At 66.6% G+C, this 14206-nt stretch carries 11 protein-coding genes; 4 read left to right on the top strand and 7 right to left on the bottom strand.

The genetic code is table 11. The features are described 5' to 3' along the window. Position 1: 1 nt before the first annotated feature. Positions 2-1654, bottom strand: coding sequence for a glycogen synthase GlgA (gene glgA / locus H0A72_RS05660; RefSeq protein WP_180154104.1), 1653 nt, complete (start codon positions 1652-1654; stop codon positions 2-4). Positions 1655-1852: 198 nt separating this feature from the next. On the opposite strand from glgA, the gene H0A72_RS05655 reads away from it, so the two are divergent. After that, on the top strand, positions 1853-2095 hold the full coding sequence (locus H0A72_RS05655) for a hypothetical protein (RefSeq protein ID WP_180154103.1): 243 nt from the start codon (positions 1853-1855) through the stop codon (positions 2093-2095). Here H0A72_RS05655 and H0A72_RS05650 read toward each other — a convergent pair. After that, on the bottom strand, positions 2065-2910 hold the full coding sequence (locus H0A72_RS05650) for a glycosyltransferase family 2 protein (protein WP_180154102.1): 846 nt from the start codon (positions 2908-2910) through the stop codon (positions 2065-2067). The genes H0A72_RS05655 and H0A72_RS05650 overlap by 31 nt on opposite strands. 72 nt (positions 2911-2982) lie before the next feature. Next, positions 2983-4332, bottom strand: coding sequence for a sigma-54-dependent transcriptional regulator (locus H0A72_RS05645; RefSeq protein ID WP_180154101.1), 1350 nt, complete (start codon positions 4330-4332; stop codon positions 2983-2985). A 185-nt stretch (positions 4333-4517) separates the two neighbouring features. On the opposite strand from H0A72_RS05645, the gene H0A72_RS05640 reads away from it, so the two are divergent. From H0A72_RS05640 to H0A72_RS05630, 3 genes are all read left to right on the top strand, one after another. Continuing rightward, a complete protein-coding gene (locus tag H0A72_RS05640) occupies positions 4518-5492 on the top strand; it encodes a sigma-54 interaction domain-containing protein (protein ID WP_180154100.1) in 975 nt (324 codons plus the stop codon). A 231-nt stretch (positions 5493-5723) separates the two neighbouring features. Beyond that, positions 5724-7202, top strand: coding sequence for an RNA polymerase factor sigma-54 (locus H0A72_RS05635; RefSeq protein ID WP_180154099.1), 1479 nt, complete (start codon positions 5724-5726; stop codon positions 7200-7202). Between the two features lie 87 nt (positions 7203-7289). Next, positions 7290-8285, top strand: coding sequence for an asparaginase (locus H0A72_RS05630; RefSeq protein WP_180154098.1), 996 nt, complete (start codon positions 7290-7292; stop codon positions 8283-8285). A 24-nt stretch (positions 8286-8309) separates the two neighbouring features. Here the strand turns inward: H0A72_RS05630 and H0A72_RS05625 are convergent, their stop codons facing one another. The 4 genes from H0A72_RS05625 to H0A72_RS05610 are packed head-to-tail and all read right to left on the bottom strand — an operon-like array spanning position 8310 to position 14125. Continuing rightward, positions 8310-9233, bottom strand: a complete 924-nt coding sequence (locus tag H0A72_RS05625; protein WP_180154097.1) for a pseudouridine synthase — start codon at positions 9231-9233, stop codon at positions 8310-8312. Then, positions 9233-10264 carry an L-threonine 3-dehydrogenase gene (gene tdh / locus H0A72_RS05620; RefSeq protein WP_180154458.1) on the bottom strand — a complete coding sequence of 344 codons (1032 nt, stop codon included), beginning with the start codon at positions 10262-10264 and terminating at the stop codon, positions 9233-9235. Before tdh ends, H0A72_RS05625 begins: the two co-directional genes overlap by 1 nt. 22 nt (positions 10265-10286) lie before the next feature. Then, positions 10287-11486 (bottom strand): glycine C-acetyltransferase, encoded by a 1200-nt coding sequence (locus H0A72_RS05615; RefSeq protein ID WP_180154096.1) that lies wholly within the window; start codon positions 11484-11486, stop codon positions 10287-10289. Continuing rightward, positions 11483-14125, bottom strand: a complete 2643-nt coding sequence (locus H0A72_RS05610) for a TRAP transporter permease (RefSeq protein WP_180154095.1) — start codon at positions 14123-14125, stop codon at positions 11483-11485. Before H0A72_RS05610 ends, H0A72_RS05615 begins: the two co-directional genes overlap by 4 nt. Positions 14126-14206 lie beyond the last annotated feature (81 nt).

The raw sequence follows: 14206 nt of genomic DNA, 5'->3' as shown, positions 1-14206 counted from the left end.
ATCAGGCTGCGGACGGTTCACGGGCGGATATCGCGCCTCCGACCTCCAGCCCTTTGAGCGCGGACCGCCCCATGGCCACGCCCGTGGACGGTCCGGATACCGGCGCATTGCGCAGCGCTGCCGGCAACACGGGCTTCCAGCCGCGCGCGCCGACCACGGCGCTGCGGCGCTCGGGAATGCGGCCCAGCATGACGTCCGGGCGCAGCGCCTGGTAGGCGCTGAGATAGGCCGGCGCGGATTTCTCCCAGCTGTAGTCGGTTTTCATGCCGTTCACCTGGATGGCGCGCCAGACGTCCGGCGTGCGCCGCAGCGCCATGGCCCTGTGTATCGCTCCCAGCATGTCGTCCGGCTGCTCGCCGTCGAACAGTATGCCGTTGGCGGCGCGCATGGCGGCGGTCGATACGCCGCCGCCCGGGTCGACGATGGTGTCGGCCATGCCGCCCACCCTGGATCCTATCGGGACCGAGCCATAGCGCATGGCGTACAGCGGCGTCAGGCCGAAGGGCTCGAAGCGGCTGCCGTGCAGCAGCACATCGGCGCCGGCATGGAGCAGATGCGCCTGCGGCTCATCGAAGCCCACGTGCACGCCGCAGCGGCCGGGATAGCGCTCGGCGACTTGCAGCAGGCCTTGCTCCAGGCCCTTTTCGCCCTGCCCCATGACGCACACCTGCAGGTCCGGGTGGGCGTCCAGCGCGCGGGGAATCGCCGCCATCGCCACGTCGGCCATTTTCTGAGTGGTCAGGCGGCTGCCCATCGCCATCAGCGTCGTCCCGGCCACGGGAGCCAGGCCGAAGAATTCCTGCAAGGCTTTTTTGTACCGCTGCTTGTTCTCCAGGCATTCCGCATCGAAGCCTTCGCCATCCAGGAACTGGTCCGCCCGGGGATTCCACAGCACGGTGTCGATGCCGTTCGGTATCGAAATCAGGTCGGCCCGCCTTTGCGTCAGCATGTGCTCCAGGCCGCAGCCGAAGCGGGGCGTCAGGATCTCGCGCGCATAATTGCCGCTGACCACGGTGATCAGGTCGGCATAGCGGATGCCGCCCTTCAGGAAGTTCATCTGCCCCCAATGCTCCAGCCCGTCGGACGTGCAATAGGCCTCTTCGATGCCCAGGCGGGGCGCCAGCGACATGGGGAAGACGCCCTGGAAGGCGATGTTGTGCAGCGTCAGCACGGATTTCACGTCCTCGACCCGCCGCTGCCGCAGATAGATGGGCACCAGCGCCGCATGCCAGTCGTGCGCATGCACCACATGCGGGCGCTGCAGGCCCAATATGCCCTGGCAGATCCTGGCCGCCGCCTGGGACAAGGCGGCGAACCGTACGGCGTTGTCCTCGTATTCGGTGCCGTCCGGCTTCAGATACAGGCCGCTGCGCGCATACAGGGCGTCGTTCTTCAGCAGGAGCACCGGCAAGTCCAGTTCCGGGCAATGGGCCGCCCACAGCTCCGCGTCGCCGCCCGGCAGATCCGTCAATGTGGCCACCCGCCGCATTCGATCGACGTGGCTGGAAACGCCTTGATAAGCGGGCAGCAGCACCGTCACCCGCGCCGCGCCCGATGACAGGGCCGCCGCCAGGCCGCTCACCGCATCCCCCAGCCCCCCGGTCTTCGCCAAAGGGTACACTTCCGACGAAACAGCAAGTATGTTCAGAGCCACAGTTTTCTCCCTTCAAGGCTTTGGACACCATGACACCGAACGCAACGCGGTTGCGGTCCATCCGCGTCATGGCCTGGGAGCCCCGCAGCAAGTGCCGTGCCTGGCGCCGCCGCGCCCCGCCTTCGATGCCGGGCACGCGATTTGCCGGGCATCCGAAGGCGCGGCCGGCCGGCCGGCCATCCAGCCCCGGAGGACCCCATGCACACCACGCAGAATTTTCAAATATCGGCGGGATCGCAGCGCGCTCACGTACCCACGCCGCCCGATCCGCCCGACGGCATTCCACAAACACCGCCCGAAACACCGCCCATAGAGGAGCCGGAAGAGGACATCGAACTGCCGCCGCGCGAAACGCCCGAGGAAATACGGATTCCGGATCCGCCGCCGGGCAAGCGCGTGAACCGGGACGTTCAGAATCCCAGGGTCGGCTTCATTTGCTGAGCCGCGGCCGACACCACCTGGCGGTGGGAAAGCACCCGCGGCAGCCCCGCGATCGCCCCCAGCGCGGTGCGGCATAGACAGCGCCGCCGATAGGCGCGGCGGAGCTGCTGCGCCGTGATGCGCCACGCCGCCCGCATGGGCAGGCGCATCCAGGCCACCCAGATCACATTGCGCAGCAGCAGGCGGTTGCGCGCATCGGCTTCCTCGCGGCGCGACGGCAGGCTGCGGGCGACCACATCGGCGGCATACACGATGCGCCAGCCGCGCTCCACCAGGTCCAGCGCCATCAGTACTTCTTCCCCGCCGTTGAAGAGCGGCGGCCAATAGCCGCCCACATCGCAGAACGCGCGCGTCCGCACCATGCATGCGCCCGCGAGAAAGCCCTGGAAGGCCGGGTGTTGCGCCCCGCCGTCCTCATCGCCCGCGGGGTCGCCGTCCTTCCATATGCGGGAACTGAGCACCGCGACGTCCGGTGCGCCGTCGAGCAGCCGGACGCCGCGCTCCAGGGCGTCGGGCTCCCATTGCATGTAGTCGTCGCAGAAAGCGATATAGGGGGTATGGACGTAGGCCGCGCCGATGTTGCGCGCCGCGGCGCCCAGGTTCCGTTTCGCCCTGATCAGCAGCACGGACGGAAAAGCCGCGGCCACCGCCGCCGCGGTGCCGTCCATGGAGCCGTTGTCCACCACGATGATGGGCCAGTCGCCGGCCAGCGCCTGGAGCCGGCGCAGCAACCCCAAGACCCGCGCCCGGCGGTTGTAGGTCAGCACGACGATGCTGACGCGCGCTTCCGCCTTTTCGTTCAGATAGATACTCATGCCCACGCTCGGATAGGTTGCAAAGCAAGTTGGCAGGGCGCCAGCAATCTTCGTACCTATCGTTGGGCAAGCCTACCGCAGCGGATTCGACGACCCGTCCAGATCCGTATCCGCCCCGTATTCTTCCAGCCGGTTGTACAAGGTCTTGAGGCTGATGCCCAGCATCTCGGCAGCCGTCTTCTTCACCCCCCCGCACTGCTTCAAGGTGGCCAGAATCAACTGCCGGTTGGCCTCCGCCAACGGCACCCCCACCGGCACCAGGATCTCCGACCCCCAGCCGGCCGAATGCGCCTCCAGCTCGAACGAATTGAAATCGCCCTTGATCACGTCGTCCGCCAGAATGTAACTACGATATACGTAATTGCGCAGTTCCCGGATGTTCCCCGGCCAGGAATACTCGCGCATGGCCTTGACCGCTTCGGGCGCGAAGGTCTTGCGGGTGTTGTTCTCGTCGTTCAGCTTCTGCAGGAAATGCTCGGCCAGCAGGATCACGTCGTCTTCCCGCTCGCGCAAAGGGGGCAGCTCCAGCGGAAAGACGCTCAACCGGTGATAGAGGTCCTCGCGCAGCGCCCCGCCCGCGACCGCCTGTTCCGGGTTGCGGTTGGTGGCCGCGACGACGCGCACGTCGGTCTCGATTTCCTCGTGGGCGCCGACACGCATGAAACGGCCGGTTTCCAGCACACGCAGCAGGCGTACCTGCAGTTCCATGGACATCTCGGTGATTTCGTCCAGGAAGATCGTGCCGCCGCGGGCGCGTTCGAAATAGCCCTTGTGCTGGCGGTCCGCCCCCGTGAAGCTGCCTTTCTCGTGGCCGAAGAGCTCGCTTTCGATGAGATTGGGGGAGATGGCCCCGCAATTGATGGGTATGAAAGGCTGCTGGTGCCGCGGGCTGGCCAGGTGTATGGCTTCGGCCGCGAGCTCTTTGCCGGTGCCGCTTTCGCCGACCAGCAGCACCGTGGCCTGGGTGGGCGCCACCTTCTCGATGTGGGCGCAGAGCAATTGCATCGCCCTCGATTTGCCTATCATCTTGGCGAAGCAGTCCGACGCGCCGGGCATGGGCGGGCTGCTCGCCATGGTCTTGAGTTCGACCAGTATTCCGCGCAACCGGCGCAGGCTGAGCGGCTTGAGCAGGTAGTCCACCGCGCCGCAGCGCAGCGCCTCGATGGCGCTGTCCACGCTGGAATAGCCGGTCATGAACACCACCTGCGTATCGCTCGGCCCGCTTTCCTTCCAGAAGGCAACGCCGTCGCCGTCGGGCAGTTGCACGTCCACCAGCGCCACGTCGGGTTTCTGCCTTTCCATCTGGATGCGCGCCTGGCGCACGTCGCTCGCCTGGGCGACGGTATAGCCGGCCTCCAGCGCGACGTCCGCGATGAGCTCGCGGATGTCGGATTCATCGTCAACGATCAATAAATGCGGCATATACGCTTCGTTTTAAAAATTGCTGCCTTGCCGACTTGTGGAAAGCCATGCGGGAGAAGTCGACAGGGATTCCCTTGTTGGTCATGGTACGCGGAAACGGTGGGAGCCAATGTAAACAAAATTTGCTTTTGAAACCAACGGCTATTATTGCGATCCGCCGCGCATTTCATATTAGACTCCGGCAAATGATTAACTCGTCCAAACTCATTGGGCGCTCCCCCGCGGCGTTCGAGCTTGCCCGGTCGATCGTGAAAGCCGCCCCGACGGATGCCGGCGTGCTGATCGTCGGGGAAAGCGGCACCGGCAAGGAAGTCGTCGCACGCGCCATCCATCAGCGCAGCGCCCGCTGCGACGCCCCATTCGTAGCCATCAATTGCGGCGCCATTTCGGCATCGCTGGCCGAAACGGCATTCTTTGGACACGAAAAAGGCAGCTTCACGGGGGCGGCCGCCACCGCCAAAGGCTGCTTCGAAACCGCCGACGGCGGCACCCTGTTCCTGGACGAGGTCACCGAAATGCCCCTGCCCATGCAGGTGCAGCTGCTGCGCGTGCTCGAAACCGGCCAATACCATCGCGTCGGAGGCATGGAGCTGCGGCGCGTGCATGTGCGCATCATCGCCGCCACCAACCGCGACCCCAAAGAGGCCGTCAGGTCGGGGCGTTTCCGTTCCGACCTGCTGTACCGGCTGGCCGTCTTTCCCATACGCGTTCCCGCCCTGCGCGAGCGGCAGTCCGACATCGCCTACCTGGCCCAGCGCTTCCTGGACGAGCTCAATGCCGAAGAAAAAACCCGGAAGATGTTTTCGGATGACGCCATCGCGCATCTGGAAGCGTACAACTGGCCCGGCAATGTGCGGGAACTGAAGAACACGGTCACGCGCGCCTACATCCTGGCCAACGACGTGATCGAAATCGGCCCCTTGGCGCCGGTATTCCGCGTCAAGAGCCCCGACCTGTCCAACGGCTTCCTGAAGATTCCCATCGGCACGGACCTGGCCAACGCGCAGCATGCGCTCATACAGGCGACGCTGGAATATTACTCCGGCGACAAGCGCCGCACGGCCGCCGCGCTGGGCATCAGCCCCAAGACCCTGTACAACCGGCTGGAACAGATGCGCAACGGCGAAACGCCGGCGGGCACTTCTTACCGCCACCGGTAATTCGCACCGTCCGGCCGCCGCGCGGCGGCCGGCTTCGCGGCGCCGGAGAGCGGGAAGACACATCTTTTTTCAATCGTTCAAAACACCGATACGGCTTTGTCTTGCGGCAACCGGGCGGCTCGCGGGCCGCCGCTCGAGCCCGTTCTTCGGCCGATCTGGCACGGATATTGCGTCATGTTCCATTGTGCATGCGCCGACTGGCGCCACATCCAACAACAGGAGACCAGACAAATGACGCAGATGTCTTACGAGTTGCTGACCAAGCAGCAAACCAGTCTGACGCCCCGCCTGCAGCAGTCGGTGAAGCTGCTGCAAATGTCGACCCTGGACTTCACGAAGGAAGTTGCTCAGGCCATCGCCAACAATCCTTTCCTCGAGGACGGAGAGGACGGTGCATCGGAGGAACATGCGGACGCCGGCCAACCCGCCGCCAAAGACGCCGGACATGTGAAGAACGCCGACCCGGAGTCCTCCGAACACGCCGCCGCCGAAGCGGAAGGCGACCGGGACGCGCAAGCCGCCGAGCCTGCCTTCGACGAGAGCGCCTCCACGTACTCGGGCGACTATCCCGTCCGGCGCGATCCCGACCTGCCGGACACCGATGTCGGCCAATGGGCCCAGCACCAGACCAGCATGCAGGAATCCCTGCTGACCGATCTTTGCGCGTATCCCCTGAGCGAGCGCGATCGCCTTCTTGCGGAATACATCATCGAAGCCATAGACGAGGACGGCTACCTGCGACTGCCTTTCTCCGACCTCGCGCCGGCTTCCGCGTTTTCTCCGCCCGTCGACGACAAGGAATGGGAGGCGGCGCTGCGGCTGGTGCAGCAAGTCGCCACGCCGGGGCTGGGCGCGCGCAACCTGCAGGAATGCCTGACCCTGCAGCTGCGGGCGCTGGACGAGGACACGCCGGGCAAGCAGTTGGCCGGGCGTATCGTCTCGGAACACATCGACAAGCTTGGTCGCTGCGACTATGCCGGGCTGGCGCGCGCGCTGGATTGCAGCGCGGAAGACATACAGCGGGCCACCCTGTTGATCCGCAACCTGGAACCCCATCCCGGCCGGCGCTACGGCGCCATAGACCCGTCCTGCTATGTCGTGCCCGACGTCATCGTGCGCAAGGTGGGCAAACTGTGGGTGGCGGTCAGCAACGAAAGCGCCATGCCGCATGCGCGCCTGAACACCGTCTACGCCAAGCTCTTTCGCGAGTCCCGGTACGAGGACCGTTCACTGATGGCGCAGGCACTGCAGGAGGCGCGCTGGCTGCTGCGCAGCCTGGAGCAGCGCAGCAGCACCATCCAGCGCGTGGCGCAGGCCATCGTCGCGCGGCAGCAAACCTTTTTCGACTATGGGGAAATCGCCCTCAGGCCCCTGATGCTGAGCGAAATCGCCGAGGAGCTCGGCATGCACGAATCGACGGTTTCGCGCGCGACCAGCCACAAATACCTGTCGTCTCCGCGCGGCCTGTTCGAATTCAAGCATTTCTTCTCGCGCGAGCTGGCCACCAGCTCCGGCGGGACCTGCTCGGCCGTCGCGGTGCGCGCGCTGATCCAGGAAATGATAGACGAAGAAAACCCCAAGGAGCCGCTGTCCGACGTCACGCTTGCCCGCAAGCTGGCCCGCGAAGGCGTGGTCGTCGCCCGCCGGACCGTTTCCAAATACCGCGCGCAGATCAAGTATCCGCCGGCAGAGCTGCGGCGGGCGCCATAGGCCCGTGCCCGGCCGCCGCGCCGGGGCCGGAGCCGTGGATGGGCCGGCAAAGCGGGTAAAATCCCGCAGGATCTCCCGGAGACCTGCATGGAAACACCCAAGCCGCCCACCATCGCGCTGATCGGCACCGGCGGCACGATCGCCTCGACGGCCGCCGACCCCGCCGCCATGACCGACTACGCGGTCACGGAACCCGTCAGCGCCATCCTGGACGCCGTCCCCGAAATCAACGCCCTCGCCGACGTGCAGTATTGCCAGCCTTTCAACGTCGACAGCCGCTGCATCGACGACAAAATGCTGCTGAAGCTGGCCAGGCGCGTCGACGGCATCCTGGCGGACCCCGCCGTCGACGCGGCCGTCATCACGCACGGCACCGACACGCTGGAAGAAACCGCTTATTTCCTCAACCTGGTGCTCAAGAGCCGGAAGGCGGTGGTCATGACGGGGGCGATGCGGCCGGCGTCGGCGCGCAGCGCCGACGGCCCGCTCAATCTGTACCATGCCATGCTGGTCGCCGCCGAGCCCGACGCGGCCGGCAGAGGGGTGATGGTGGTCATGAACGACGGTATCCACGCCGCCCGCCATGTCTGCAAGACGCATACGAGCAGCGTCCAGGCCTTCAGTTCGCAAGAGCACGGCTGCCTGGGCGGCATCGTCAACGGCAAGCCCCGGTTCTTCAACACCCCCGCCGCCCGCCATACGCTGGCGACCGATTTCGCGCTGGCTGGGGTGAAGGCGCTGCCCTGGGTGGACGTCATCTACGATCACCAGAGCGCCGGCCCGCATCTGTTCCAGGCTTCGATCGCGGCGGGGGCGCAAGGCATCGTGCTGGCGGGCACCGGCAACGGCAGCATGTCGCCCGCCGCCGAAAAAGGCTTACGCCTGGCCGCCAGGAAAGGCCTGGCCTGCGTGCGCAGCAGCCGCGTCGGCGCGGGCGCCGTATCGGCAAGCGCGTCGGACGCCCGCCTGGGGCTCATATCGGCCGGCTCGCTGAACCCCCAGAAGGCGCGCATCCTGCTGAAGCTGGCACTGACCGTCACCCGCGACCGCGAACGGATCCAATGGTATTTCGACCATTGCTGACGGCAACGAAACGGCCCCGGACCCTCATCCCTCCAGGCGTCGCAGGCTTTCGAACCGCCGGCGCGCGCCGCTCAGCGGGTCGACGAACTCGATCGCCCTTGCCAGCAGGCGCAAGGGCCGGCTGAAGTCGTCCTCCAGCGCCCGCGGCCGCAAAACGGGATAGAACCCGTCGTTGCATATCGGCATTCCCAATGCGCTCATGTGCACCCGCAACTGGTGCTTGCGGCCGGTGAGCGGCATCAGCCTGAACCAGCCCAGGCCGTCCCGGACCCGCATCAGCTCGATGCGGGTTTCGCTGTTGGGCGGCCCATCGACCTCCCGCATGGTGAATTGCCCCGGGCACTGCTCCAGCCGGCTGCGGCGCAGCGCCGGCGGTTCGAGACCGGCCCGCAAGGGAGCGACCGCCTCGTATTCCTTGAATACCCGGCGCGATTGGAAAAGCGACTGATACGCGCCCCGGTGGTCCGGATGCGCGCAAAACAGCAGCACGCCCGCGGTTTCGCGGTCCAGGCGATGGAGCGGCGTCAGCCAGGGCATGTCGAGCGCGCGCCGCAGCCTGGTCAGCGCGGTTTCCCGCAAATACCTGCCCCCCGGCGTGCTCGCCAGGAAATGCGGCTTGTCGACCGCCACCAGGTGTTCATCGCGAAACAGCACCGGCAGATCGAACGGCAGCGGCGCTTCGCCGGGCACTTCGCGGTAGTACCAAAGCCAGCGCCCGGGTGCATAAGCCGCCTCGCCCCGCTGGGGCCGGCCGGCCCGGTCGACGATGTCTCCCCGGGCGAGACGCTCGCGCAGGATTTCCGGGGGAACATGGGGAAAGCGCTCCGCCAGGAAATCGAGCAGGCTGCGCCAGGGGCCGTCCGGCAGATACACCCTGCTCGGCCCGACGCCGTCCCTGACGGGCAGCGGCGCGGCGGCGGCATCGGCCCCCGCATGCCGCGTCTCCATCAATCCGCCGTCCAATCCAGGATGACTTTGCCGCTCTTGCCCGACAGCATGGCTTCGAAGCCCGCCCGATACTCCTGGACGGGAAACCGATGCGTCACGATGGGCGCAAGGCTCAGCCCGCTTTGCAGCATGGCCACCATTTTGTACCAGGTCTCGAACATCTCGCGGCCGTATATGCCCTTGATTTCGAGCCCCTTGAAAATGACTTTGGTCCAGTCTATGCCGAAGCCCTGGGGCGGAATGCCCAGCATGGCGATCTTGCCGCCGTGATTCATCTGTTCCAGCATGGAGACGAAGGCGCTGGGCGCCCCCGACATTTCCAGGCCCACGTCGAAGCCTTCGGTCATGCCCAGCTCGCGCATGACCGCTTCCAGCGTCTCGTCGGCGACGTTCACGGTGCGCGTCGCCCCCATCCGCGCGGCGAGCGCCAGCCGGTAGTCATTGACGTCGGTGACCACGACGTTGCGCGCACCCACGTGGCGGGCGATGGCCGCGGCCATGGCGCCGATGGGACCGGCGCCGGTGATGAGCACGTCCTCCCCGACCAGGTTGAAGGCGAGCGCCGTGTGCGTGGCGTTGCCGAAGGGGTCGAACACGGCCGCCAGCTCGTCCGGCACGTCGTCCGGTATCTTGAAGGCGTTGAACGCCGGCAGGACCAGGTAGTCGGCGAAAGCGCCGGGGCGGTCCACGCCCACCCCCGAGGTGTTGCGGCACAGATGCCGGCGCCCCGCCCGGCAATTGCGGCAGAATCCGCAAGTGATGTGGCCCTCGCCGGAGACACGGTCGCCGATGCGGAAGCCGGCGACCTCCTGGCCGATGGCCACGATCTCGCCCACGTATTCATGGCCCACGTGCATGGGCGTCGGCACCGTGCGGGCCGCCCAGTCGTCCCAGTTCCAGATGTGGATGTCGGTTCCGCAGATGGCGGTCTTGCGGATCTTGATCAGCACGTCGTTGTGGCCGACGGCCGGGACGGGGACGTCGGTGAGCTCCAGGCCCACGCCCGCATGAGTCTTGACCAGCGCTCGCATCGTGTTCATATTCACTCCAGGCTTATATGCACCCCAGGCGCCGCCCGGCGCGCTCGAACGCCGCCACGGCCCGGTCGATCTGTTCCGGCGTGTGGGCCGCGCTCATCTGCGTGCGTATCCGCGCCTGGCCGCGCGGCACGACCGGATACGAAAACCCGATGACGTAGACGCCTTCTTTCAGGAGTTCGTCCGCCATGTCGCGGGCCAGCCGGGCATCGCCGAACATCACTGGGATGATGGGGTGCTCCCCCGGCACCAGCTCGAACCCGAGGCCTCGCATGGCGGCGCGGAACCGCCGGCCGTTTTCGTGGACGCGCCGCCGCAGCGCCTCGCCCTCGTCGCTTTGCAGCAGTTGCAGCACCCTCAGAGAGGCGGCCACGATGGGCGGCGCAAGCGTATTGGAAAACAGATAGGGACGCGAACGCTGGCGCAACAGCTCGGCGACGGAAGCATGCGCGGCCACATAGCCGCCCGAGGCGCCGCCCAGCGCCTTGCCCAGCGTGCCGGTGACGATGTGGACCCTGCCCTCGACGCCGCAGTGCTCGGGCGTGCCGCGCCCATGCGGCCCCACGAACCCCACCGCATGGGAATCGTCGACCATGACCAGCGCGTTGAATTCGTCGGCCAGATCGCAGATGGACTTCAGGTCGGCAATGATGCCATCCATGGAAAACACGCCGTCCGTGGCGATCAGCTTGAAGCGCGCCCCGGCCGCGTCCGCCGCCCGCAGCTGGGCGCGCAGGTCGGCCATGTCGTTGTTCTTGTACCGGTAGCGGCGCGCCTTGCTCAGCCGGATGCCGTCGATGATGCTGGCATGATTCAAGGCGTCGCTGATGACCGCGTCGTTCTCGTCCAGCAAGGCTTCGAACAGGCCGCCGTTGGCGTCGAAGCAGCTGGAATAGAGCACGGCGTCGTCCATCCGCAGGAAGGCGGCCAGGCCGTGCTCCAGCGCCTTGTGTCCCGCTTGCGTGCCGCAGATGAACCGCACCGACGCCAGCCCGAACCCTGCGTCGTCCAGGCCCTGCTTGGCCGCCTCGATCAAGCGGCCGTCGTTGGCCAGGCCCAGGTAGTTGTTGGCGCAGAAGTTCAGCACCTGGGCGCCGCCCTGCAGGCGCACCTGCGCCGACTGCGGGCCGGCCATCACGCGCTCGGCCTTGAAATAGGCGTCGGCGCGCAACTGGTCGACCTGCGCTTGCGCGTGCTCGAAGAATGCGTGCTTCACGAGCCCAGCCCCCGCACGGCGCCCGCTGTCTGCTTCTTCTGCCGGCGCCCTTGCGCGACCCACATCAGCGCCAGGATCAGCAGCGCCGGGATGTAGAACCAGAACTCCGACGGCCGGGCCGGGTTGGGAACCAGCACCCGGGCGATGTCCCAGCCCTGCTCCCAGCCCGCGCGGCGCGCCTGGCTGCCGAAGCGCACCGCCGCGATCTGCGCCTGGTCGCCCATGGCCATGACGGTCAGGCCCGCCGCGGACAGGCGCTGCAGGCCGGCCGCGTCGCCGGTGGCCGCGCTGCCTTCCGGCAGCGCCGGCAAGGGCACCGCCACGGTTTTCTCCAGTTCGTCGCCTTCCAGGTTCATGCCGCTGAGCACGGCGACCAGCCGGCCTCTTTCCGGCATGTCGGCGGCGATCTTGAGCAATTCGGCGGCGGGGCGGGACTCGTACTTGGGCGCGATGTGATTCATGAACCAGTCGGGCCGGAACAGCATGAAGGTCACCAGCAGCAGCAGGGCGACTTCCAGCCAGGTCGCCTTGACGCGCATCCAGCGCATGGTGGCCGCCGCGAAGGTCAGCGACGCCAGCGTGGCGCCGCCCACGACCAGGACCAGTTCGCCCCAGCCCTCGACGTCGATCAGCAGCAGCAGCGGGTTGAAGATGAACATGAAGGGCAGCACCGCCGTGCGCATGGCGTAGGTGACGCCCTGTATGCCCGTCTTGATGGGGTCTTCGCCGGAAATCGCCGCCGCGGCGAAGGTGGCCAGCCCCACGGGCGGCGTGATGTCGGCCATGATCCCGTAATAGAACACGAACATGTGCACCGCGATCAGGGGAATGACCAGGCCGCTTTGCGCGCCCAGTTCGACGACGACCGGCGCCATCAGGGTGGCCATCAGGATGTAGTTCGCCGTCGTCGGCATGCCCAGGCCCAGAATCAGGCAGACCGCCGCGGTGAAGAACAGCATGCCCAGCACGCTGCCCATGGACACCAGTTCCACGAACGCCGTCATGCGCAGGCCCAGGCCGGTGAGCGTGATGGCGCCGACGATCAGGCCGGCCGTGCCGCAGGCGATGGCGATGCCGATCATGTTGCGGGCGCCTTCCTGCAAGCCCGTCACGGTTTCCGACCAGCCCGTGCCGACGGCGGGCGCCATCGGCTGCTTGCGGAACCAGGCGATGAGCGGCCGCTGGGTCAGCATCTGTACCAGCATGGACACCACGGCCCAGAACGCCGACAAGCCGGCCGACAGCTGCTCCACCGTCAGGCACCAGACCAGTATGCCGATGGGGATCAGGAAATACAGCCCGGCGCGCACGGTCGGCCAGGTTTCGGGCCGCACCGGATTGGTGATGTTGATGTCGGTGGGCAGATCGGGATGCGATGCCGCGATGCGCAGCAGCCAGAGGTATAGCGCGACCAGCAGGCCGGTCAGGATCCAGATCGCCGCGTCGCCGGCCACCGCCTGCACGCCCACGCCTATCCAGTAGACCAGGCCCATGACGATCAGCGAGCCTGCCGTGCCCATGCCCCAGCCCGCCATCCTCTGCAGCAGCGTGCGCGGCTTCCCGGCGGACATCATGGGCTGTATGCCCAGCTGCAAGGCCTCCAGGTGCACGATGTAGAACAGCGCCACGTAGGAAATGGTGGCGGGCAGCAGGGCGTGCCGGATGATGTCGGTATAGGGTATGCCCACGTACTCGATCATCAAGAAGGCCGCGGCGCCCATGACCGGCGGCATGATCTGCCCGTTCACCGACGAAGCCGTTTCGATGGCGCCGGCGCGTATGCCGCCGTAGCCGGCTCGCTTCATCAGCGGTATGGTGAAGATGCCGCCCGTGACCACGTTGGCGACCGACGACGCGGAAACGATGCCGTTCACGGCCGAGGACACGACCGCCACCTTGGCCGGGCCGCCGCGCAGGTGGCCCAGCAAGGCGAAGGACACCTGCATCATGTAGTTGCCGGCGCCGCAGCGGTCGAGCAGCGAGCCCAGCAGCACGAAAATGAAGATATAGGAGACCGACACGCCCAGGGCCACGCCATAGACGCCTTCGGTCGTCAGCCACATGTGCGACACCAGGCGCTCCACCGAGGCGCCCCGGTGCGCAAGCGCGTCGGGCAGCCATGGCCCGAGCAGCGAATACAGGATGAAGACCGCGCCGAGCACCGCCATGGGCGCTCCAAGCGCGCGCCGCGTGACTTCCAGCAGCAGCACCAGGCCGACGGCGGCCACGCCGATGTCCAGCGCAGTGGGAATGCCCGGCCGGCTGGCCAGCTGGTTGTAGAAAAGGAAAAGATACGCGCCGCAGAATCCGGCGATGAGCGCCAGCACCCAGTCGTACCAGGGCATCTGGTCGCGCGGGGAGCTTTTCCGGGCGGGGTAGGCCAGGTAGCCCAGGAACATCGCGATGCCCAGGTGCAGGGCCCGCGCTTCGGTGTCGTTGAAAATGCCGAAGTTCAGTGAGAAAGGCAGCGGCGATGCATACCACAGCTGGAAGAGCGACCATGCGATCGCTCCCAGGAACAGGACGGCGCCGGTTATTCCACCCACATTGCGGCCGCCTCGGTCAACATCCGCAACCAATTGCTCCAGGTTGGCATTCGTTTGCTGAGGGTCGACGGACGACGATGCTGTCGTGCTCATGTGAGGATTCCTATTGTATTGCTGACGATTCGGTCCGGCGCTCCATGGATAGCCATGCGGGGGCCGGACCTTGAACGGGGA

It is taken from the genome of Parapusillimonas granuli (genome assembly GCF_013416525.1).
Lineage (GTDB): Bacteria > Pseudomonadota > Gammaproteobacteria > Burkholderiales > Burkholderiaceae_B > Parapusillimonas > Parapusillimonas granuli.
This window is presented reverse-complemented; position numbering and strand designations above follow the sequence as displayed.